Origin of the sequence: Enterococcus sp. AZ191, assembly GCF_051713845.1 — a bacterium.
Classification (GTDB): Bacteria; Bacillota; Bacilli; order Lactobacillales; family Enterococcaceae; genus Enterococcus_B; species Enterococcus_B durans.
Map to the genome: position 1 here is coordinate 1,695,037 of NZ_JBIOQS010000001.1, position 22,652 is coordinate 1,717,688.

Genomic DNA, 22,652 nt, shown 5'->3' on the forward strand with positions numbered 1-22,652 from the left:
TTTCCTCCTTTTTTAAGATTACGTTCTCACTATAAAAGACCAAAAAGAAAAAGACAACGCTTTCAAAAATGTTATCGGTAACAGAATTCATTTGAAGAAAAGAAAAAAACAGTTCCAAATAGTGAAAAACCACCTCTCACTTAATGGAACCGCTTCGTAAATTCCTATGAAATCAATCGTTCTTTTTTCGTGCAATACCGTTCGATCTTTTTTGGCGCCAAAGTTATCCCATTACCGATTCCATTCGGAACAACCAGTTTGCCATCTCTCAATACTGCAGGTTCTTCAACGATATCATCATGATAGTATCGCCTCGAAGCAGAGATGTCTCCTGGAAAAGTAAACTCCGGCTGGCTTGCAAATTGTAAATTAAGGGCTCTTCCAACACCCGATTCAAACATCCCGCCCAGCCAAACAAGCAAACCCTGTTCACGACAATAATCCACAATCATTTGAGCTTCAGTAATGCCGCCTACTCTCGGAATCTTTAAGTTGATGGCTCGGCAACTACCTAAAGCATGAGCTGTTTTGACATCCTCTAGCGTACGGATATTCTCATCTAAGCAAATCGGCGTTTTTAACCTTCTTTGCAGTTGTGCATGATCAACGAAGTCCCGTGTAGCAAAAGGCTGTTCGATCATGGACAACTCCAACTGATCCAGTTCATCGAAAAGTGCTAGATCATTTATCGTATACGCAGAATTAGCATCTGCCATCAACAGTAGATCTGGAAATTCTCTTCTTAAAAGTTGTAGTGGCCGAAGATCGTACCCTGGTTTTATCTTTAATTTCAAACGTGTATATCCTTGTTCGACATATGTTTTTGCTTTTTTCAAAAGCTGTGCATCAATATCTTCCATTCCCATACTCACACCTACTGAAAGTTGCATTTGTCTTCCAGCAAAAAGCTGTTGCAGACTAACACCCCTTCTTCTTGCGTAAAGATCCCAAACAGCCGTTTCGATAGCTGATTTTGCCATGAAATTACCTTGCACTCTTTGAAAAAGCGAATGGACTTCAGTGGGTGCAGAAAATACATGATCCTGTAATAAGAGAATCAACTCTTTTTTGATGATGGCACGGCTCATCTCGATCGTCTCTTCAATATAATTCGCTTGATCAAATGAAACTAGTTCCCCTACTCCTTGGTTCCCCAATTCGTCTTTTAGTATGAGTAAATCAAACTTCTTTTCAGTCAATACGCCATAACTCGTTTGAAATGGGGCTATCAAAGGTAAGTATAACTGAAAAAGTTCTGCTTTTTCAATTCTCATTTTTTCTCTCCTTTAACCAATCACTCATCACCGATTCAAACAAGCTAGGCTGTTCGATATGGATACAGTGACCACTCTCTTGAACAACAACAAATTCAAAACGGTCGTTCTTTGTAACTAATTTCCGCCCGATCTCTCTAAATTTCCAATCATATTCACCGGCAAGAAACAGTACCGGTACCTGTAAATATGGGAGGAAAGGCCAATAATTTTTCTGTTTACCCGTCCCCATATACCACAGACTCATGGCGAGTCCAAAACGCTTTTGCCCCAGTCTTTCTTTTTCTATCTTTTTTCTTACTGAAAGAGGTAAATGCTTTTGACTTTCGAATAACGGCAAAGCTGTCCAATGCTCAACAAAATGAGAAAGTGGCGCCGTCATAATGTTTTGAGCAAGGCGATTGTCTTTCTTTTGACGTTGCCTTTTTAGCGACGCCGTTTCGATCCCTGGTGTCCCACTTTCTAAAACCACCCCAAGAATCCCTTCAGGTTGCTCAATTGTCCATGCCAGAGCTGTTCTTGCCCCCATTGAATAGCCAAGTAAATAGAAAGAGTCTATATGCAATTTTTTAACTAGTTGAGCAAGGTCCACAACCAATGACGACAGTTGATACCGATATGGATGGACAAAGACATCCGTCTTTCCATGGCCAATCAGATCAATCCCTAAAAGATTGAATGAAGATATTGAAAAAGTAAAGGTAGCCATCGTACCAGTAAAACCATGTAAGCATATTAGCACCGGTTGATTAGGTTTCCATTGATTCAACTTGCTGTAGGCGTAGTTGAATCAATTCACTGTCATCTTTTCAGTACGCATCTTTCTCACCATATTCTCTCAGTATGTCTTTCCACAGCAAGACAGGATCTTCTTGTTTTCCTGCTACTTCAACTAACGCCCAACTCGCCTGCTTGCGGCTTTCTTCAATGCTTTTTGCAAATTCAGCCATTGATTTTGGTTGATAATAATAGCCATCATATAAATTTGCTACTTTTTGTAAGTCAAGATTCAGTGGTGTGGCAAAGAGTGGATCGAAATCTTTTTTTGTCAAACTGTTTTGTGGCAGGAAAGAAAAAATCCCTCCGCCATTATTGTTCAAAACGACCAATGTGACGGGTAACTTTAATTGTCTGATCATTTGAAGCCCATTCATGTCATGGAACAATGCCAAATCACCGATCAATAGAAATACGCGCTGCTTTTGAGTAGCTGCTATGCCGGCCGCTGTTGAAACGATCCCGTCAATCCCATTTACACCACGATTTCCATAGATCACGAAGGAACGTTCTGTTGGTGTTGCCAACCGGTCGATGAAGCGGATGGCGTTACTGTTAGAGAGAAACAAGCTTTCTCCTTTTTCGATCAGCTGAAATAATTTTCTGCTTGCTGAACTCTCGCTAAAAACAGCGGAAGCTAACTGTTCTTTGATTACTTCATGTGCGTTTGTTGCGTAAGATTGCCAAATCGCTGACCATTCGCTCGATTCAGGAAAAGAAACTTTCTTAGCAACTTGTTGCACCGCTTCTAAAAAGCTAGGTATGCTAACTGGCAAATAGTAATTTCCTAAGTGTAACCAGTCTTGTCGCTTTGCACGTTCATCAATGACCACATACGTTGCTTTTTCTTGTTTTTCAACAAAAAGCAAGCTGTTTTTTGATACAGGCAAATTACCAAATTGCCAAATGACTTCTGGTTGCTCTGTGATAGTCCGTGAAAAAATCAATTCAGCGTGGGGAAGATAGTTTTTGCTTAATTTCCCACACGCACTTAGATTCGTTAGGGGGTCCCCGATGATCGGCCAATCAACGATTTCTGCAAGTTCGATCAGTTGCTGCGCTTGTTCAATAGTTAATTCTCGACCGACGATGATCAGCCCCTTTTTGGTTAGCCAAGTTGGCAACTCAGACAGTTCAAAACACAAGGATTTTCCAAGCTGGATATCCGTTCTAACAAGATCAGTAGTATCCGTTTGCGTTAAGTCCGGCAATAGAGGTTCTCGAAGTGGTAGATTGATATGGATTGGTCCTGCTGGATATTCTTTAGCGATTACAACAAGTTCGCTTCCTTGCCAAAAGCTATAGCGTCGCATTACTGATCCCGCTTCTGGAAGAGCTAACGACAAAAATTTCTTCACATGACTCCCATAGAGGTTATGTTGTTCCATTGTTTGTGGCGCTCCAGCTCCTTGCACTTCAGGTGGACGATCTGCAGTCAATACGACTAGCGGAATCTGAGAAGCTTCTGCCTCACAGATTGCTGGATAATAATTTGCAGCAGCCGTTCCTGACGTACATAATAGTCCCACAACTGTTCTCTCCCCTTTTGCTAAACCCAAAGCAAAAAAACTTGCCGAACGTTCATCAACATTGATATACGTCTCGATTTCTGGATCACGATGAAGCAAAAGAGCAAGGGGTGTAGAACGAGATCCAGGGCTGATCACGATTTTATTTAGCCCCGATTGCTTCATACCATTAATAAAAGCCAGTAGGTACTTTGTCATTTCTTGTTTTGTCGTCATTCTTTCACTCCTCTTAGCATCGGTTGGAATTTCAACTGTGTTTCTTGGCGTTCTTCCTCTGGATCTGAATCACCAACAATCCCGCACCCTGCATATAATCGCCCAGCATTTTCGCTGAAAACGCCTGAGCGAATCCCTACAGCAAACTCACCAATATCTTCCATAACGTCACACCAACCGATAGGTGCGCCATATAATCCTCTTCCAGATGGTTCCTTCTTTGCAAGCCACTGTATTGCCACTTCCTTTGGTTCTCCACCTAACGCTGGGGAAGGATGGAGTGCTTGAATCACATCGAAAAGAGAGACTTTTGGTTTCCTAATCCCAGAGATTGTCAGATGAAGATGTTGGATATCACGGTTTTTTAAAATTTTTTTGTTAGAAACACTCAAGTTTCCTTCTGTATAATTTGCCAACTGCTTTGTCAATTTCTTCACAACAATGGCATGTTCGTTATTGTTTTTTAAGTTTTTTAAAAGTTTTTCTCCAAGTATTCGATCTTCCTCGTCATTTTTTCCACGAGTAATCGAGCCCGCGATGCTTGCCGTAAAAAAGTGAGTAGCTGAAGCACGGAGTAAATGTTCAGGAGTTGCTCCGACAAAACATCGTTTTTTTGTTTCTAAAGCAAATACGTAAGTGTTCGCTTGTTGCCTGATCAAATTGTCGATCAAACGCTCAACTGAAAAATGCTCCATCCTCAAGTCCATTTGTCTTGCAAGCACCACTTTTTCCATTGGATTTCTTGGGTCACGTATTTCTTCTACACTTTCTTTGGTGGACTGAAGAAATGTTGCTACATCTAATTCATTTTCTAACAAAACTTGTGTTTGCGGAAAAGATGGAGTGACCTTCTCAAGTAGATAATCCAATATCTGTACCCAATCCGTCACTTCATCAAAAAGTCTTTTTAAAGGCTTTCCCTTTTTTTTTACTGTTATGACAACGTTCAACTCTTTTTTTACTTGTTTGATCAATACACTAGGCAACACAAAATACCCCGTTGACAAGTCCGCCCAAAATGCTTCGGTTTTCCGATTATTTTTATTGAAAGGAAAGCCCCCGAAAAGCATTGGCTGTTCTTTTCTCTCACCCACGAAGTAAAAACTTTTAAAAAATTCTTTTTTGAGCTGCTTGATTCGTAGTACATCCCCTATGGTTGGCTCATCTAAAAGGTTTTTACCTAGCCCGACTAATCCAAATTGCCGATCTGGTGTTTGCCAAAAAAAGCGTGTTCCTTTATAGGCACTTGCCTTCGCAAAAATTGCTTCAAGTGGTTGGTAAGGAATCAAGTAACTATAGCTTAAATAACGTGTTCTCTTAGGAAGATCATCAAACATATCTTCAGTAAAGTCGGTAATCAATATATTTCACTCTTTCTTCGGTCAAAAAAATTCGTTTTATATTTTTTCCTGAAGCCGTCTTTGGTATTGTGTGAACAACAAATAATTCATCCCGATGTTTATACGACGCTAATGGTTGTAATAACTGGCGAAGTTCTGCCTCTTCTAGAGGATCAAGCAACTTTATATATGCTACGGGGCGTTGTCCCCAAGTATCATCTGTTTTCCCGACGACGACCGCTTCACTTATCTTCTCACTTCTCAATAACGCCTCTTCGATTTCCGCTGGGTAGATATTTTCTCCACCTGAAATGATTAGTTCATTCATCCGGCTAACAAGAAACAATTCGCCCTCTTCATCTAAATATCCCCAGTCCCCGGTACAAAACCATCCATCTGACGTCCAAACTTCGTGGCCATGTTCATCATCGAGATAATTGGAAATGATCGAGGGGCCACGTAGCAGAATCTCACCTGTAACATACGGTTCGATGGTCCCCTTTATTTTTACACGCACATTTGCCAATGGATAGCCTGATGATCCAGGTTTACATTCCTTATTTGTGGCAACAACCTGTGAACAAGTTTCTGTCATTCCATAAGACAGTACAATCGGCAAATGCTTTTCTTGACACGTACGTATCACTGCTGTGTCTACAGGCCCACCTCCTAATAAAACTGTACAGAGCTGTTTTGGATAGCCTCCTACAGAAATTAGAGGGAGTTGGTCTTTAAGCATCTTGGTAACCATTGAAATGTGGTTCACCTTCCCCTTTAAGATGATCTTATTGATTTTCTCAGCATCGAAATTAGGCAAAAGGTATACATTTATTCCCAAAACAAGTGAACGTAGGACAATCGATAACCCACTGATATGGTACAAAGGGACACAGCATAACCAAGAATCGCCAACTTTTACAGACAGCTTTTCTTTCGTAGCCAAACTACTCGCACGATGATTGGCAAAAGTCTGTGGCACTCCTTTTGGCTTTCCTGTTGTTCCTGAAGTATATATGATCGAAGCAATCGATTCATTCATATACCCACTATCAATCGTAGAATCAGTAGAAATAGTTGCTACCTCTTTGATCTTGGGTAATAAGATCATTTGGATTTCTCTCATAGCTTGCTTCACTGGTGCAATTAGCACATCCGTCTGTGCATGACTCAACTGGTAAAAGATCTCATTTTTAGTCAACCGTGTATTCAAAAATTGGATTTCGATCCCTAGCTCCCAGAGTCCTAAGATTGATAGGTACATCTCCTCGCAGTTTTCACTTAAAATTGCCACTCGTTGCACCTTTTCATCCATTTTTTGTAAATAGTACTGGGCGTATTTTTGGACATAGTGATTTAATTCACTAAACGTTAGACAGCGATTTTTAGAATAAAGAGCTGGTTGTTCTGGATGAAGCAAAGCTTGTTGTTGTAACCAGCTATTTGGTCTTTTACTATGGGAATTTGGGAAATTGTTCAAAATCTGGATCTCTTTTTTCTTTGAATGCATCTTGTCCTTCTTGCGCTTCATCCATTGTATAGTAAAGTAAAGTTGCATCACCTGCTAATTGTTGGATACCTGCTAGACCATCGGTGTCCGCATTCAATGAAGCTTTGATCATCCGCAAGGCTAACGGACTTTTCTTCAGCATTTCCTCTGCCCATTCGATTGTCACGTCTTCCACCTTATCCAAAGGAACAACGGTATTGATCCAATTCATAGCTAGCGCTTCTTGTGCCGAATATTGTTTCGTCATAAACCAGACTTCTTTTGCTTTTTTATGCCCGATGACCCGTGCTAAATAGCCCGAACCGTACCCACCATCAAAACTACCGACATTAGGTCCCGTTTGACCAAATTTTGCATTTTCAGCTGCAATTGTGATATCACACACGAGTTGCAGCACATTACCGCCACCAATCGACCACCCTTTGACCATGGCAATGATCGGTTTAGGGATTATGCGAATCAACCGTTGCAGGTCAAGAACATTTAATCTTGGAACTTGATCCTCACCAACATAGCCGCCATTTCCTCGAACTTTCTGGTCTCCACCAGAACAAAAGGCAAGATCTCCCGCACCCGTCAAAATAATTACACCGATATCTGAACGATCCCGACAAATAGTAAATGCCTCGATCATCTCAAAAACAGTTTTCGGGGTAAACGCATTATGGACCTCTGGCCGATTGATTGTTATTTTTGCTATTCTATGGTATTGCTCAAAAAGAATTTCTTCATATTCTTTGATTGTTTGCCAATTTCTCATGTTATTCCTCCTCTATTTGAACATACCCATTATACACAAAACTCAAAGAAAACATTTGTAATTTTATCATTACTTAAAAAATTTCTGTTATACTAAGCAAAAATACTTAAGGGATTGAATATGATGAATTTAATTGATTATTTAAAAATCGAGACAGTTGTACTCTCGAAAAAACGAGTGGAACTTCTACTCTCTCTCGCCAATATCCATCACCAACCATTCGGGTACTTACACGGGGGGATCAGTGGTGTTTTAATCGAGACAGCTTGCAGTATGGGTGCAAATCAGCACTTGGATTCCTCGCACGCCGCTGTAGGGATCGAGCTTCATGTGCAACACTTAGACAAAGCTAGGTATGGCACCTTGCGAGTCATTGCCACCCCAAATAAAATCGGTAGGAACATCCAGTTTTGGTCGGCAGAAGTATTGCTAGATGAACATATAATGATTGCCAACGGTACTTGTACGTTAGCAATCAAAGAGATCACGTCTTCTTGATAAAAGCTTATAAAAAATAGTTCTTTAGTAAAACAACACTTTCCTTTACCGAGAAAAAAGACATGTTCCCCACTTAGAACTAGACTTTTACCATTTCCCATTCGCAAAAAAGCTTATTACTAAAGGGATTTCACTCCGAGAAACAAACAAGGATTCACAGAAATTGCTTTTTAATTTTTGGTGAATCCTTACTTATTTTCCGTTGATTCTTCTTCTGTTCCCTCCGTTTATCTACATTTAAGACATGAAATAAAAGCGTTTCTTTCCTTTATTCCATTTACTTTTTTAAGAAACCTCTTCAACTTCTTCCCTTTTTTTATTCTTCCTTTAACATTTCTTAATAAGTCCCTATTAGCCTAAATCAAGACAATAGTAGTAAAAAAAGTTAGGTGCGTCCAACTTAAATTTTAATCCATTGTTAACTTTTAGTGATTATTAGGTTATACTAATAACATAACAATAAAATTAAAATAGAATGAGGAAGTAAATGGATGAATAATATAAAAAAAATCACTTGGACTTACATAAAAATAGTCTTTGCGTTAACTATCTTAGGGGTAAGTATCAATATGTTCTTAGGCCCCCATCATATTGCAGCAGGCGGAGTAAGCGGGCTTGGTATCCTCTTAGAATCTGCATTAGGATTTGACCGTGCAATGGTCATCTTGGTACTGAATATCATTATGTTAGGATTGGCTCTTCTTTTCTTAGGCAAACAACCTTTCTTCAAAGTTCTCTTTGGAAGTCTTGTCTTCCCGCTGATCATTGCCATCATTCCTGAAACAATGATTACTCCTGATCGTTTGCTCTCGGTCATCTTCGGTAGTGCCATCTTTGCACTCGGTGTAGCAATTTTATACAAAAATAACTCATCGAGCGGCGGTACAACGATTCCCCCACTGATCTTCAAAAAATATTTCCATTTAAATACTTCAATTGGCCTATTATTTACTGATGCTGTTGTCGTTTCGCTGAATTTATTCGTCTTTGGATTTGAATAATTCTTATATGCGATTCTCTCTATCGTCATCACATCAATCGTCATGTCTTATATCGAAACAGGAACGAATCGAAAAAAATCGATCATGGTCATGAGCGAAGATTCGCTAGAAGAAATCAGACGCCGTTTGAGTGCGGAGATTGGGCGGGGCTTGACTCTCTTGGAAGCTAAAGGCGGATATAATCGAAAGTCGAAAGAAGTGTTACTGATCGTTGTCACTGATCATGAATTTTCACGAATCAAACCATTGATTGAAGAAATCGATCCAACTGCATTCGTTATCGTCAATAGTGTAGCTGAGGTAATGGGTAGTGGTTTTACGTACCATCCAATCGAGTGACCCTAATCTATAAGAGCGTGGGACAAAAGTAAGAAACACTTTTGTCTCGTACTTTAAAAACGAATAAACAGTGGGAGCAGAAGCAACTACTTCTTAAATAAGACGAAATCCACAACAATTTGAAAAGCAGTTTTCGTTCATTTCTTGTTATTTCTCGGAGTTAAACACTTCTGTCCCAGCCTCTTTTTTAAGATTACGTGTTTATCCTTACTTTATCCCATAAATCTTTTTTCATTCTTTTTCTCCTGATCGTTTGCCGAACGATCCACACGAAATAGTATAGACCCAGATTAGTGAAGCAGACGTTACTGTGTTGGCAATCTGGGTCTTTCTTTAGCTATTCTTTTCTTTCTCCAAGCCATTATGTTTCCCTCAATGAACTTTTTAACGAGTACTGAAATCTTTTAGTTTGCTCTTTTTTATTTAGTTGTATACAATTAGATTTCACACAACTAAATTTAAAGGAGTGTTTCTTATGAAAAAAATGTATTCTACAAAAATGATCAATACAGGTGGACGTTCTGGAGAAGTGCATAGCCCTGACCATTCATTCGAATTAAATATTGCTGCCCCTGGACGTCGTGTCGAAAATGCGACAAATCCGGAACAATTGTTTGCTGCCGGTTTCAGTGCTTGTTTCAACAGTGCGTTGGAATTGATCAAAAACCAAAAAAACATTGCTGGAGCTTCTACTATCAGTGCACAAGTGTCATTATATGCTGAAAACGAAATGAGCTTTGTTTTAGGTGTCGAAATTGAAGGACATGTTGATGGTCTATCATTAGAAGAAACACAAGAATTATTGGAAGCAGCTCACAAGGTTTGTCCTTATTCAAAAGCAACAGCAGGAAATATCGAAGTAACATTGACAGCCGTTGAAGGCTAGACTTTTTTTAAAAAATCAGCTATGCTAGCAAAGGATTCTAATGAACGGGGTGAATAAAAATGGAAGAGTTATATTTAGAAAATCAGTTGTGCTTCCCTTTATATGCAGCCTCAAAAGAAATCACCAAATATTATACGCCACTATTGAAACCATTAGGACTAACCTATACACAATATTTAGTAATGCTTGTCTTGTGGGAAAAACATCAAGTGACGATGAAAGATTTGGGTAAAATCCTTTGTTTAGATTCTGGTACGTTGACACCAGTGATAAAAAAGCTAGCAGAAAAAGAATATCTTACACGAGCAAGAGACACTTTAGATGAACGGATCGTTCGCATCGGTTTAACGGATAATGGCAGGATTCTAGCAAAAAAAGCAGAAACGATTCCATCGGAGATTTTTGCTCATCTTCCTTTAGAACCTGATGAATTAGTCCTTTTGCAAAAACTAACAACTAAAATGGTGAATAATTTTCGTCATACTACTTGATTTGAAGTTACTGCTGACTTTTTGTATAAATTGTCAGCAGTTTTTCTTTCTTATTATTGGAATCCACACTATAATCAATTACATAAGCTATTATTTCATTACACTTGGAGGTTGTTGTGTTGTCTGTTTATCAGCGTTTCCTGGCGAATGAAAAAGTTCGTCGTTTAACTGTTTTATTATCGATCATCGTTGTTCTCTTTCTTGTAAAGAGCATGATCACCACTATTTTACTTACCTTTATTTTTACCTATCTGATGATCCATTTAGTTCAAGTCATCCAACGGTTTGTGAAAATTCCGACTGGTACATTGACGATCATCATTTATGCTTTAGTCGTTTATCTGATCTATCTTGCATTTACAAAGTATATCCCTGTGCTGATCCATCAGACATTTGACATGATCCAATCAGTGATCAATTTCTACGAACATCAGCCAAAAGATGCTGATCCTGTTCTCTTGTATATCCATAATTACATTGAACGAAACGATTTTTTTGAGCAACTACAAAATGGTGCATCGATCGCATTGGGCTATTTACAAGATATCGGTAAGTTAGCCGTTGCTTTTGCCATGTCATTCATCTTAAGTTTCTTTTTTATGATCGAGAAGAAAAAAACAGTTGTGTTCTCACGATTGTTTTTAAAGAGTGAATTTGCTTGGTTTTTCCAGGATATCTATTATTTTGCCTATAAATTCGTCAATACATTTGGCTTGGTTTTAGAAGTACAATTCATTATTGCCTTACTAAATACATTATTGACGACCGTTGCCTTAGCCGCTTTTGGTTTCAACCAATTATTAAGCTTAGCTATCATGGTTTTCTTTTTAAGTCTGATCCCAGTTGCAGGTGTGATCGTTTCATGTGTCCCTCTTTCGTTCATTGCTTATTCTCAGGGAGGGATCAAAGATGTCGTCTATATTCTTTTAACGATCTTAGTCGTCCACTTGATTGAGTCGTATGTCTTGAACCCAAAATTGATGTCAAGCAAAACAGAATTACCTATTTTCTACACCTTTATCGTTTTATTAGTTAGTGAACGATTCTTCGGCGTCTGGGGTTTGATCGTCGGAATTCCGATCTTCACTTTCTTCCTTGATGTCTTAAAGGTGAAGGAAATTCCTCAACACGTGACAAAGGAAAACAATCCCTGACCTAGCGCTTATTCGTCTTTAGAGTGAGGTCGAAACAAAAGTCGTTTAGGTTTGAGAAATTTGAGAAAAAACGAACAATACGTTTTTTGTATTGCTCGTTTTTTTTGGAATTTCCGAAAAACTTGACTTTTGGACGCTGTTTATTCGAGTGTCTGTAGCAAAACTGATGTTTAGATTTGTCCCACATTCACTCTTTTTTGAACATCTACTTAGTTATTAGTGGAAAAAAATGAAAAATTGTCCTATGATTAAATTACCATCATCAAAGGAGGCAATGTACAATGTGTACATCAATTACTTATTCAACGAAAGATCATTATTTTGGTCGTAATTTGGATTTGGAGATTTCTTATCATGAAGTGGTAACCATCACTCCTAGAAATTATCCATTTAAATTTCGGAGAGTGACGGAGATCCCCACCCATTATGCATTGATTGGTATGGCAACTGTTGTCAATGACTATCCTCTCTATTATGAAGCAACGAATGAAACTGGTTTAAGCATGGCGGGACTAAATTTCCCTGGGAATGCGCATTTCTTTGAAGAAATGTCCGAAAAAACCAACATTTCTCCATTTGAGTTTATCCCTTGGATCCTAAGTCAATGCCAAAATGTCTTCGAAGCAAGAGCATTATTAAAGGAAATCAACTTAGTCAACATCGATTTCAGTGAAGACTTGCCACTTTCGCCTTTACACTGGATGATAGCAGATCAAAAAGAGTCGATCGTGGTCGAGTCTACAGTTGATGGATTGAAAGTATACGATAATCCTATTGGTGTATTGACGAACAATCCTACTTTTGATTACCAACTCTTTAATTTAAACAACTATCGACACGTCTCTACTCATACCCCAGAAAACACTTTTTCTAAAGAACTAGAGTTGACCGTCTACAGTCGCGGCATGGGTAGCATTGGTTTACCAGGTGACTTATCTTCTAGCTCCCGATTTATCAAAGCTGCGTTTACCAAACTAAACTCAGTTTCAGGGGATTCAGAAGACGAAAGTGTTGGACAATTTTTCCATATCTTAAAATCGGTGGAACAACAAAAAGGGTTGTGTGATGTTGGAAACGGTCAATTTGAATACACCATCTATTCCTCTTGTTGCAATATGGATAAAGGAATATATTACTATACGACCTACACAAATAGTCAGATCACAGCTATCGATATGCATAAAGTAGAGCTAGACGACTCAAAATTGTTCACCTATCCGTTAATGGAACAAGAACAAATCAACTACCTTAATTAAACTCGAAAAAGAGACTGGGACAACACGTGTCTCAGTCTCTTTTCATAACATAATGAATCATTTACGATGACTCGTTCTCATTTTCTTTTTAACTTCAGAAGCGTGAATCCCAGTAGTACTAAACCAGCAGGCAATAAGAATAAATTGGATTTTTCTGCTGTTTTAGGCAATGTTGATGGGCGATTATCTGAAGAAAGCTTCTCTTCACTTCGGTAATTTTCATTATTTTTATAATCCATTGCTTCATTTTTATCGATTTGTATTCGTGGGATCTCTTGTATGTTCACACGCGAATTTCTGTCAAAAATTTGTGTTTCGGTGATGCTTTTTCCTGTATTTTTCCCATGACTATTTATTTTTGAACCATTAATATTTTCAGGAGTTTCTCTTTTTTCACTAGAAGGATTCCCATTTGTCCCAGATTGAGGCGGTGTTGTCACTTCTTGATCTGGTTTTTCCGGTTTCGTTGTCGGTTTATTGATGTCAACACTGCCATCTGTCTCTGGAATTTCAACTAGATCTTCGTCTACTACTGAATCAGCTGGCGCTTCTTCAATTGTTTGCCGTTGACTATAAGGTGTCAGATGTTGGTTATCAAAAGGAGTACCATCTGCTACTTTAACTGTAAATAGTGCGGGCTTTGTTAATGGTCGATTAAGTGTTACAGTAAAAGAAAACCTTGCTGCTCTTTGATTGATTACAAGTGAACTAGGATCGTACCCAATCGTTAGTGCTGGATCAACCCCTTCAAATAAAACACTTGATTGTAAGATAGGTGCTAAATCTCCTGAATAATCGACCGTTGCGTTTACCGTGATCGTTTCGCCAACGGCCACTTTCATAATACCTGAATTCGTTGGTAAAAAGATATCTTGTAATGTGATACGATTGACATTCGCCCAACCTGATTCTGTTGAACGTATGGTTATGGGATATTGTGGCGCAGCTTCATCAACTTGTGCTGCGTCAACTGGTACTGCTAGACTAGCTAAAACAACAGAAGTAAATAAAACGTTTAAATATTTCATGCTCTTTCTCTCCCATCTTTTTTTATTACTCACAAGGAATAAGATAATACAAATTATTAGGAGATTTTTACTGTCTTTTTGTTTAAAAACAAGAAATTTTCAGTAAAATTATTCAAGATCATACCAAATGGAGGAACGCGATGCAGACACAAGAAGCAATAAAAAAGTACTTATTAAAGAAAAAAAACGTGACCAAACTTGATATTTTCCTTTTTCTATCGGAACACCGCTTTTTTATTACCACACATTATCTAGCCGATTATTTTGATATGTCTGACTCTAATCTTTTATTGTACATCCAAGAACTTGAACAAGACTTCACTACACTTGAGTTCGAAGAGATCGCTATCGTAAAGCAGAAAAATTTTATCAAATTAGCTTGTGAAGAAGTCGATATCGCCAAGTGCTACTATGAACTACTAGGAAAATATTGCTTAGAATCCACCAATTACCAAATTTTAACTGCCTTACTAAGCGAGAATGGCAATACGATGACTAGTCTCAGTCAACAAACGAATTACAGTCCTTCCTATCTTTATTCCAAAATGAAGACAGTGAACCAATTTTTGGCATTATACGGTATCTCCTTCAAATTTTCGAATAGAGGAAGAAAAATCCTTTCTGGAACAGAAGTACAAATACAATATTGCTTTTTAGATGTTTATTGGAACATATTCGCCAATACTTCTTTTCCTTATTCCAATGAACCGGAACAAACAATCGCTTACACTCTCAATGCTTACTTCAAGAAAGATTTGTTGATCGCCTTGAATGGCGGCATGATCGACAAGCTGTACTTACTATTAAAAATATGTCAGGAAAATTTTCCAGCTACCACTTTGAAAAATGTTCAAAAAGAATTTACGGAACACGGCTACATCGAGTATTTAGTGGATCCTGTTTTCGATTTGCTTCATCCCAATTTGCCTATTGGTTATGAGCAACGTATTCTGATCAATGTTTTAGCACGGTTAGCCATATCTAAAATCGAGAGCGACGAACTGATCGAGTACCAATATGAACTATTATTGAAAGCCAAAGTTCCCCATATTATGTATTGTAAAAAAATGGTTGAGGCCTTCGCTACTCATTTCAGTTTGAACATACCAAAAGATCAGCAAGCCTTATATACGATGAATTTTGCTCGTAATAAAATCTTTAGTACTTTTTTGAATCACGATCAGCCAAATACACCTCTACCGGCTTTCGTGTTGTATCAAGGCAAGAAAAATTTTACTGTCTTGCAAAATGAGATCGAGCGATTCTACCTGCAATTCAGAGAAGAACACCACTATTATTTACCTAATATTCTCGAACGTGAAAATGTCCAATGGATTGTAGAAGATTTACTGCATCTTTATGATCGCTTTAAAGCACAATCCACTATCGTTATTGGGATCAATTACACAAAAGACTTTTACGTAGGTAAAGATCTATTGGTAAAAATCGAGCAAATTTTTTCTTCAGATTCGATCATCATCCAAAAATACTACATGGAAGAATGCGATATCATCGTGAGTGATTCCCCCCTTGACCATCTTTCAAAAGATATCAAGAAAATCTATTTGTTAGATGGGATCGTTTCTCCAAATGATTGGAAAAAGGTCGTAACGAAAATCGCTGAATATATCTTTGAATTAAAACAAGAAAATGACCATAGTATTTGTCCGTAAAGTGTTTAGTCAAGAGCCAATTTGCTTGATGACTGTATTTTTATCGCACCTTTTTTGGCAAAAAAATCTAATATAACAAAAAAACATTGACTTATTCTCTCTTTCTAAATTATATTTATTATAAATAAATAATTATTATTGGAGGTTTCCTTATGTCAATGATCGGAAAAAAAGTTGAAGAATTTACAGCACAAGCTTATCGTAATGGAGAATTTATTGAGGTATCAGAAAAGAACATGATTGGAAATTGGAGTATTCTTTGCTTCTACCCAGCTGATTTTACCTTTGTTTGCCCAACCGAACTTGAGGACCTACAAGAGCAATACCATGAATTAAAATCACTTGGCGTGGATGTTTTTTCTTGTTCAACGGATACCCACTTTACCCACAAAGCTTGGCATGAGACATCTGAAGCTATAGGTAAAATAAATTATACGATGATTGGTGATCCTTCTCATCACATCTCTCGAATTTTTGATGTACTAGATGAAGAACAAGGACTTGCCCAAAGAGGAACGTTCATCATTGACCCAGATGGAATCGTACAAGCAATGGAAATCAATGCAAACGGGATTGGACGTGATGCAAGTACACTGATTGATAAAATCAAAGCAGCTCAGTATGTCCGTACTCATCCTGGAGAAGTCTGTCCAGCTAAATGGAAAGAAAGTGGCGAAACATTGAAGCCAAGTTTTGATCTTGTAGGAAAGATATAGAGGGTCGCAAGATGTTAGATAAAGAAACGAAGCAGAATCTCGCCCACTATTTAGAGATGTTGGAATCTCCCGTTATTTTTTCGACAAGTACAGATGACTCTAATGATTCAAGAAAGTTACTTGATTTCTTAAATGAGATTGCCCAGATGACGGAAAAAGTGACAATCGAAGAGAAAAAGTTGTCTCGCACACCAAGTTTCGAGATCAACCCATTAAATGGAACTAGCGGGATCGCCTTTGCTGGGATTCCTTTAGGTCACGAGTTTTCATCTTTTCTGCTTGCCCTACTACAGGTCAGTGGTCGTCCTCCAAAAATCACGGATTCTTTAACGCAGCAAATCAAGCAAATTCAGCAGGACTTATATTTTGAAACCTATGTCAGCTTGACTTGTCATAATTGTCCAGATGTCGTACAGGCATTAAATATTCTGTCTGTTTTGAACCCGATGATCCATCATACGATGATCGAGGGCAGCATGTACCAGAATGAAATCACTGAAAAACAAGTGTTAGCAGTACCTACTATCTACTTAAATGGGCAAGAATTTGCAAGTGGACGTATGACACTTGAACAAATCATTGAACAGATTACAGGTCCTCAAACAGTTACGCCATCTAGTGAGCCAATGCCTTATGACGTTTTAGTTATAGGTGGTGGTCCAGCAGCGAGCAGTGCAGCCATCTACGCAGCACGAAAAGGTATTCGTACTGGTCTTGTAGCTGATTCTCTTGGTGGCCAAGTGATCGAAACGTTGGGTATCGAAAATATGATCGGGACGCCTTACACAGAGGGGCCGCAATTGATGAAACAAGTTGAAGAACATTTGCGTTCTTATCCGGTGGACATTATGACCAATCAGTTAGTGACCTCACTTCAAAAACAAAACGATTCTTTTGCTGTTTCCTTGAAAAGTGGTCAAAAATTAACAACAAAAACTGCTATTATAGCAACTGGCGCACGTTGGCGATCAATCAATGTACCTGGGGAAAAGAAATTTAAGAACAAAGGTATCGCCTATTGTCCTCACTGTGACGGGCCATTGTTCACTGGGAAGGATGTTGCGGTGATTGGTGGCGGAAATTCCGGGATTGAAGCTGCCATTGATCTGGCAGGACTAGCAAACCATGTTTACGTATTGGAGTTTCTTTCTGAACTAAAAGCAGACAAAATCTTGCAAGATAAATTAGCTACTCTTTCAAACGTGACCATTTTATTAAATGCAGAAACACAAGAAATCACAGGCACTACTCATGTCGACTCAATCACTTACAAAGACCGAGCTACTGGGAAAAAGCAAACATTGGATGTTGCTGGTGTCTTTATTTTGATTGGATTGGTTCCAAATACAGAATGGCTTTCAGCTCCTCTTGAGATGAATGAGCGTGGAGAAATCATTGTTGATCTGCATGGAGAAACATCGATCAAAGGATTATTTGCTGCTGGTGACTGTACAAATAGTTCCTATAAGCAAATCATTATTTCAATGGGCTCCGGTGCAACTGCGGCTCTCGGAGCATTTGATTATTTGATGAGGAATTAAGAGTAGCTAATAGAGCGTAAAAAAGTCATTCCTATTATGAGTAGGAATGGCTTTTTTTACCCAGATAGAACTATTTTCACTTTGCTCACTAAAAAATATCATTGCTAATAAAATTGATCGATTTTTAGAAATTTATTTGCAGTATGGAACAAATTTAAATGAAGTCGAGAAAATAATCCGAAATTCACAAAAATTTGAAAAGCAATTTTCGTTGATTTCGGATTATTTCTCGGAGTAAAACACTTTTGTCTCAGCCTCTTTTTTGAAATTTCCGAAAACCTGACTTTTGGACGCTGTTTATTCGAGAGTCTGTAGCAAAACTGATTTTTAGATTTATCCCACATTCGATTGCTCCCTTTTTGTTCCAATCGTTTATCCACTTCATTTTTAGTCGGTATTCTACCTATTCTGTCCACACTACACTTCTTTTGTTTTTGACCTTCTATTCTTTAAAAAGAAAAATCCTCTTTACTACCCTTTCTTCATGTAAATCAATATAATGAAGAAAAAGGAGAAAGGAGAACCTATGACAAATAAACTTTATACTATGCCTTTTTCTACTGTCTATCCTCTCTATATTGCGAAAGTCGAGAAAAAAGGACGTTCAACGAAGTCGATCAAGTGATCGAATGGCTGACTGGGTATGGACAAGATGCGTTGAGCCAACAAATACAAAATAAAGTCGATCTTCGTACTTTTTTTGCTGAAGCACCCCATTTGAATCCTAAACGTGATTTGATTACAGGACTCATTTGTGGTATCCGCGTAGAAGAGATCGACGAACCACCTATGCAGAATATCCGTTATTTAGATAAGTTGATCGATGAATTAGCTAAAGGAAAGAAAATGGAAAAAAATCCTTAGAAATTAAAGGCTCCCATAAGTTATCATTTGGTAAAAACAACTTTTCCAGTTAGAATAGAATCAAAGGAGGTTTGTGTTATGTTTGATATGGTGCGAAAGAATTTCCAACGCTACGCTTTTCTACGAGCAGCAATTTACATTATCGCTGGTCTGGCTATTGTGATCAATCCGACTGCGGTCTTTCATTTTATCGGCTATCTGATCACTGCATATTTTGCTTTACTAGGGTTGATAAATATTTTAGAAGCGCATAAAAATAAAAAACAAACAGGTGATTGGGGATTTGGCTTGATAAGTGGTATCGTCTTTTTGATCATCGCCTTGATCGTTCTAGTTTTTGCCTCTGCTATTGTATCGATCTTACCAATCATTCTTGGACTAGTGATCATTGCAAATGGACTATTTCAATTGTTCTTTGGCCTAAATACTAAGTCAAAAGGTTGGAGCTTATATAGTGTCTTGCTATTGATCGGCGGATTGATCTTATTATTCAATCCCTTCAAAAGTTTGATGTTCCTTTTCCAAATTTTTGGCGCTATTTTGATTTTTATGGGTATATCAGAAATCGTCAGTTTTTTCCGAGTACGTAAAATGTATTCGTAGGTTTCTCAAAGAAAGCAAAAAAACCTTTTGCACCTTTCGTGTTTAAAGGTTTTTTTGTTGAAATAGAGAATTTTTTTCTTGCTTTTTAAATAATATTTGTTATTAAACAGAAGTTTGATTATTCGATTGAAAGGATTGTTCTATTTTATGGAATTCATCGGTATTCTATGTCTTATTTTGATTTCAACGACTATTGGTTCACATGTATCAAGACGAATCGGTATCCCGGCAGTGATCGGACAGTTATTAGTCGGTGTGTTACTTGGAGAAGCTGGGTTAGGCTGGGTCCATCCTAGTGTATTAGTCCATGATTTTTCTGAAATCGGGGTCATCTTATTGATGTTCTTAGCTGGTCTAGAAAGTGACCTTTCTTTACTGAAAAAATACTTTAAGCCTGGGATGTTCGTCGCTATTTTAGGTATCTTATTCCCTGTCGTGTTTGGTTGGTTGACAGGAGAAGCGTTCCAAGTTTCCAATAATGAAGCGATTTTCTTCGGAATCATTTTAGCGGCAACTTCAGTGAGTATCTCCGTTGAAGTATTGAAAGAATTAAACGTTGTCAATACGAAAGAAGGCTCGACTATTTTAGGCGCCTCTGTCGTTGATGATATTTTAGTGGTCTTGGTGCTAAGTTTTAGTTTATCCTTTTTGACTGGGGAGTCTTCCAGTAATCTTCCCCTTCCGCTGTTATTGGCTGAACAAGTCATCTATTTCATCTTCATCTTCTTATTGGTGAAATGGATCGCACCTTTTTTGATGTCCTTCGCTGAAAAAATTTATGCGAATTCAGCCATCATCATCGTTTCATTGGTTATTTGCCTAGGAATGTCGTTTGTTGCAGATTTGATTGGCCTAAGTTCTGTCATCGGTGCCTTTTTTGCAGGTATCGCTGTCAGTCAAACGAAAGTCAAACACGAAGTTTATCATAACGTTGAAGCGTTAGGTTACGCTGTATTTATTCCTGTCTTCTTTGTCAGTGTTGGATTAGAAGTTGATTTTTCAAACTTTAGTGAACAACTTCTATTTATTCTTGTATTGACAATCATTGCTATCTTTACAAAACTTTTTGGAGGCTATTTAGGCGCAAAAGTAGCAGGTTTTTCAACAAACAGTTCATTGATGGTCGGCGCAGGAATGATTTCTCGTGGTGAGATGGCATTGATCATTTTACAGATTGGACAACAAAGTAAATTGATCGAGCCTCACTATTATTCTCCACTTGTCATCGTTGTTCTGCTAAGTACTTTGATTTCACCTTTAGTGCTCAAATATTTCACGAAAAAAGTGCATGAAGTATAGCAAAGCGCCTTGCAGTATATTATGATTAGGGAAATAGATATTCGTTAAACTAAAAGAAAAAAGAGGTTGCTCAATGGACAAGAGAATAAATCTGATCAGTGAGATGCTTGATTTAGCAAATGAAATCACTTGGTTAAACAAGCCGAAACTTGAAGAGGCCATCGAGGGATATCCGCTAAATGAAATCGAGTTGATCGAGAAGATAGCAAAACTTCCTGAACCCAATGTCACAAAATTAGCAGCTGCCAGCTACCTGACACGTGGCGCTATCAGCAAACAAACAAAGAAGCTTTTGGCAAAACAGTTAATTGAAAGTTACCAAAAACCAGAAAATAAAAAAGAACTGTATTTTCGTTTAACGGAAGAAGGTAAGCGGCTGAACGACCGACACCAGCAGCTTCATCAAGAATTTCTCAAAGAAAATGAAGCAGTATTTGAACAGATGTCTGCAGATGAATTCGATACCGTCTTCCGCTTTATCAGACGTTTCAGAGAACAGCTAAAAAAAACCGCAAAAAAAGAGGACTCAACCATTTAATGGTTGAGTCCTCTTTTTGTTGACAAAGAAACAAAAATCGTCTACACTAATTTTTGTTTCCTGATAAACAAAAAAACAAATAGAGGAGCATTCTTTTGACAACTATACAAACAAAACATTCATTGATCTTTGGTTTCACATCTGTCTTCATGGTGGGGCTTAGCTTAACGCTCATCACCCCTGTTGTCCCATCGTTAGTCGCATCTTATACCACTTCACTGCATCAACAAGCGGTGGCAGTTTCATTGCTGACTTCCGTCTATGCATTTGCTATGTTTCTAGCTAGTCCTATACTTGGTGCCTTGAGTGACCGCTTTGGGCGAAGAGTCGTTTTGATCAGTAGCTCGATTGGATCTTCCATTGGCTACTTGATCTTCGGGTTAGGTGGTGCGTTATGGGTGCTATTTTTAGGTAGACTCATTGAGGGACTGACTGGCGGTGAAATTTCCGCGATATTTGCATACTTCGCAGATATTACCTCTGAAGAAAATCGAACAAAATATTTTGGTTGGGTCAGCGCAGTTGCGGGTATCGGAACAGCAATGGGACCATTGATTGGCGGTGTTCTCAGCCATTTTGGTTCTGCTATCCCATTACTTGTGGCTTCTCTTCTTACATTCATCAATGCAATCTATGGTTATTTCTTGATGCCTGAAAGCTTGAACAAAACGAAACGGGCTGCTAAGATTTTTTTAGGACAACTCAATCCCTTCAAGCAGTTACAATCGATTTTTTCCATCACCTCGGTGAAATGGTTCATGATCTGCGGCTTTTTTATTTGGTTACCTAATGGCTCACTACAGGCTATTTTTGCTCAATTTTCGATTGATACTTTTTCTTTGAAACCTCTCGCAATTGGCTTTACATTTTCATTGATGGGCATTATGGACATCTTCTCTCAGACTTTTGTCATGCCCCTACTCTTGAAATATCTAAAAGATCAGCAGATCATCCAGTTAGGGATCAGTAACGAAATTATTGGGTATGGTTTGATTTTTTTATCCGTTTTCATTCCGAAAGTCTGGCTTTTCATCTTAGGAATGATCTTCTTCGGGTTTGGTGACTCCATTTTTGGACCTTCCTTCAATGGGCTGCTATCCAAAAGAGCAGATGCTCACGACCAAGGAAAGATCCAAGGCGGTGCTCAAAGCATCCAGGCGTTGGCTAGAGTAATCGGCCCCATTATCGGTGGACAACTTTATGCCAGTATCCATCATGGACTACCCGCGCTTATGGGTATCTTTTTACTAAGTTACTCTTTCTTCTTATTAAAGCAGAAAAGTCGTTCCAATTTGACTTCCTATCAACGATAAACAAAAAAGCTTCGATCATCCAAAGAATATCCCTTGGTTGACCAAAGAC

General features: G+C 38.3%; 19 protein-coding genes and 2 pseudogenes. 14 read left to right on the forward strand and 7 right to left on the reverse strand.

All coding sequences use genetic code 11. The features are described from left to right. Positions 1-164 precede the first annotated feature (164 nt). The 6 genes from menC to menB all read right to left on the reverse strand — a co-directional run bounded on the left by menC (position 165) and on the right by menB (position 7,403). Complete coding sequence (gene menC / locus IGI47_RS08160; protein ID WP_438783899.1) at positions 165-1,274, reverse strand: o-succinylbenzoate synthase; 1,110 nt, start codon at positions 1,272-1,274, stop codon at positions 165-167. Next, entirely contained in the window at positions 1,264-2,016 is a 753-nt protein-coding gene (menH, locus tag IGI47_RS08165; protein ID WP_438783900.1) for a 2-succinyl-6-hydroxy-2,4-cyclohexadiene-1-carboxylate synthase, read from the reverse strand. The genes menC and menH overlap by 11 nt, the downstream gene beginning before the upstream one ends. A gap of 67 nt (positions 2,017-2,083) precedes the next feature. After that, positions 2,084-3,796, reverse strand: a complete 1,713-nt coding sequence (gene menD / locus IGI47_RS08170; protein ID WP_438783901.1) for a 2-succinyl-5-enolpyruvyl-6-hydroxy-3-cyclohexene-1-carboxylic-acid synthase — start codon at positions 3,794-3,796, stop codon at positions 2,084-2,086. Further along, on the reverse strand, positions 3,793-5,157 hold the full coding sequence (locus IGI47_RS08175) for an isochorismate synthase (RefSeq protein ID WP_438783902.1): 1,365 nt from the start codon (positions 5,155-5,157) through the stop codon (positions 3,793-3,795). Before IGI47_RS08175 ends, menD begins: the two co-directional genes overlap by 4 nt. Further along, positions 5,138-6,643: an o-succinylbenzoate--CoA ligase gene (gene menE / locus IGI47_RS08180; RefSeq protein WP_438783903.1), complete on the reverse strand. Its 1,506-nt coding sequence runs from the start codon at positions 6,641-6,643 to the stop codon at positions 5,138-5,140. The genes IGI47_RS08175 and menE overlap by 20 nt, the downstream gene beginning before the upstream one ends. Then, the gene (gene menB / locus IGI47_RS08185) at positions 6,588-7,403 is read right to left on the reverse strand and encodes a 1,4-dihydroxy-2-naphthoyl-CoA synthase (protein WP_438783904.1); all 816 of its coding nucleotides are present in this window, start codon (positions 7,401-7,403) and stop codon (positions 6,588-6,590) included. The genes menE and menB overlap by 56 nt, the downstream gene beginning before the upstream one ends. Before the next feature lie 123 nt (positions 7,404-7,526). Here menB and IGI47_RS08190 point away from each other — a divergent pair, with 123 nt between their 5' ends. The 6 genes and pseudogenes from IGI47_RS08190 (at position 7,527) to bsh (ending at position 13,028) form a co-directional block, all read left to right on the forward strand. After that, positions 7,527-7,901, forward strand: coding sequence for a PaaI family thioesterase (locus IGI47_RS08190; RefSeq protein ID WP_438783905.1), 375 nt, complete (start codon positions 7,527-7,529; stop codon positions 7,899-7,901). Between the two features lie 491 nt (positions 7,902-8,392). Further along, a pseudogene (locus tag IGI47_RS08195) lies at positions 8,393-9,241 on the forward strand (YitT family protein). 475 nt (positions 9,242-9,716) lie between these two features. Then, positions 9,717-10,127 (forward strand): organic hydroperoxide resistance protein, encoded by a 411-nt coding sequence (locus IGI47_RS08200; protein ID WP_104661625.1) that lies wholly within the window; start codon positions 9,717-9,719, stop codon positions 10,125-10,127. A 59-nt stretch (positions 10,128-10,186) separates the two neighbouring features. After that, positions 10,187-10,618, forward strand: coding sequence for a MarR family winged helix-turn-helix transcriptional regulator (locus IGI47_RS08205; RefSeq protein ID WP_311931069.1), 432 nt, complete (start codon positions 10,187-10,189; stop codon positions 10,616-10,618). Between the two features lie 119 nt (positions 10,619-10,737). Then, positions 10,738-11,772 (forward strand): AI-2E family transporter, encoded by a 1,035-nt coding sequence (locus IGI47_RS08210; protein WP_438783907.1) that lies wholly within the window; start codon positions 10,738-10,740, stop codon positions 11,770-11,772. A gap of 281 nt (positions 11,773-12,053) precedes the next feature. Further along, positions 12,054-13,028 (forward strand): choloylglycine hydrolase, encoded by a 975-nt coding sequence (bsh, locus tag IGI47_RS08215; RefSeq protein WP_311931066.1) that lies wholly within the window; start codon positions 12,054-12,056, stop codon positions 13,026-13,028. 77 nt (positions 13,029-13,105) lie between these two features. Here bsh and IGI47_RS08220 read toward each other — a convergent pair whose 3' ends face one another. Next, positions 13,106-14,056 carry an LPXTG cell wall anchor domain-containing protein gene (locus IGI47_RS08220; RefSeq protein ID WP_438783908.1) on the reverse strand — a complete coding sequence of 317 codons (951 nt, stop codon included), beginning with the start codon at positions 14,054-14,056 and terminating at the stop codon, positions 13,106-13,108. Positions 14,057-14,196: 140 nt separating this feature from the next. On the opposite strand from IGI47_RS08220, the gene IGI47_RS08225 reads away from it, so the two are divergent. The 8 genes and pseudogenes from IGI47_RS08225 (at position 14,197) to IGI47_RS08260 (ending at position 22,603) form a co-directional block, all read left to right on the forward strand. Further along, complete coding sequence (locus IGI47_RS08225) at positions 14,197-15,729, forward strand: helix-turn-helix domain-containing protein (protein WP_438783910.1); 1,533 nt, start codon at positions 14,197-14,199, stop codon at positions 15,727-15,729. A gap of 152 nt (positions 15,730-15,881) precedes the next feature. Then, positions 15,882-16,445 (forward strand): alkyl hydroperoxide reductase subunit C, encoded by a 564-nt coding sequence (gene ahpC / locus IGI47_RS08230; RefSeq protein WP_438783911.1) that lies wholly within the window; start codon positions 15,882-15,884, stop codon positions 16,443-16,445. An 11-nt stretch (positions 16,446-16,456) separates the two neighbouring features. Then, entirely contained in the window at positions 16,457-17,986 is a 1,530-nt protein-coding gene (gene ahpF / locus IGI47_RS08235; RefSeq protein ID WP_311931061.1) for an alkyl hydroperoxide reductase subunit F, read from the forward strand. A gap of 526 nt (positions 17,987-18,512) precedes the next feature. Then, positions 18,513-18,850 (forward strand): annotated as a pseudogene (locus IGI47_RS08240) (DUF2200 domain-containing protein). 78 nt (positions 18,851-18,928) lie between these two features. After that, positions 18,929-19,453 carry an HdeD family acid-resistance protein gene (locus IGI47_RS08245; RefSeq protein ID WP_193809537.1) on the forward strand — a complete coding sequence of 175 codons (525 nt, stop codon included), beginning with the start codon at positions 18,929-18,931 and terminating at the stop codon, positions 19,451-19,453. Between the two features lie 147 nt (positions 19,454-19,600). Next, positions 19,601-20,752, forward strand: a complete 1,152-nt coding sequence (locus IGI47_RS08250) for a cation:proton antiporter (protein WP_311931058.1) — start codon at positions 19,601-19,603, stop codon at positions 20,750-20,752. A gap of 73 nt (positions 20,753-20,825) precedes the next feature. Then, on the forward strand, positions 20,826-21,290 hold the full coding sequence (locus IGI47_RS08255) for a MarR family transcriptional regulator (protein WP_438783913.1): 465 nt from the start codon (positions 20,826-20,828) through the stop codon (positions 21,288-21,290). 95 nt (positions 21,291-21,385) lie between these two features. Beyond that, on the forward strand, positions 21,386-22,603 hold the full coding sequence (locus IGI47_RS08260; protein ID WP_438783914.1) for an MFS transporter: 1,218 nt from the start codon (positions 21,386-21,388) through the stop codon (positions 22,601-22,603). The last annotated feature ends 49 nt before the right edge of the window (positions 22,604-22,652 follow it).

Coding starts and splice junctions, on each gene's coding strand:
- menE (WP_438783903.1), bottom strand. CDS start 6,643: ATGCATTCAAAGAAAAAAGAGATCCAGATTTTGAACAATTTCCCAAAT.
- IGI47_RS08200 (WP_104661625.1), top strand. CDS start 9,717: ATGAAAAAAATGTATTCTACAAAAATGATCAATACAGGTGGACGTTCT.
- menD (WP_438783901.1), bottom strand. CDS start 3,796: ATGACGACAAAACAAGAAATGACAAAGTACCTACTGGCTTTTATTAAT.
- IGI47_RS08245 (WP_193809537.1), top strand. CDS start 18,929: ATGTTTGATATGGTGCGAAAGAATTTCCAACGCTACGCTTTTCTACGA.
- IGI47_RS08205 (WP_311931069.1), top strand. CDS start 10,187: ATGGAAGAGTTATATTTAGAAAATCAGTTGTGCTTCCCTTTATATGCA.
- IGI47_RS08250 (WP_311931058.1), top strand. CDS start 19,601: ATGGAATTCATCGGTATTCTATGTCTTATTTTGATTTCAACGACTATT.
- IGI47_RS08225 (WP_438783910.1), top strand. CDS start 14,197: ATGCAGACACAAGAAGCAATAAAAAAGTACTTATTAAAGAAAAAAAAC.
- ahpC (WP_438783911.1), top strand. CDS start 15,882: ATGTCAATGATCGGAAAAAAAGTTGAAGAATTTACAGCACAAGCTTAT.
- IGI47_RS08190 (WP_438783905.1), top strand. CDS start 7,527: ATGAATTTAATTGATTATTTAAAAATCGAGACAGTTGTACTCTCGAAA.
- IGI47_RS08255 (WP_438783913.1), top strand. CDS start 20,826: ATGGACAAGAGAATAAATCTGATCAGTGAGATGCTTGATTTAGCAAAT.
- bsh (WP_311931066.1), top strand. CDS start 12,054: ATGTGTACATCAATTACTTATTCAACGAAAGATCATTATTTTGGTCGT.
- menC (WP_438783899.1), bottom strand. CDS start 1,274: ATGAGAATTGAAAAAGCAGAACTTTTTCAGTTATACTTACCTTTGATA.
- IGI47_RS08220 (WP_438783908.1), bottom strand. CDS start 14,056: ATGAAATATTTAAACGTTTTATTTACTTCTGTTGTTTTAGCTAGTCTA.
- menB (WP_438783904.1), bottom strand. CDS start 7,403: ATGAGAAATTGGCAAACAATCAAAGAATATGAAGAAATTCTTTTTGAG.
- ahpF (WP_311931061.1), top strand. CDS start 16,457: ATGTTAGATAAAGAAACGAAGCAGAATCTCGCCCACTATTTAGAGATG.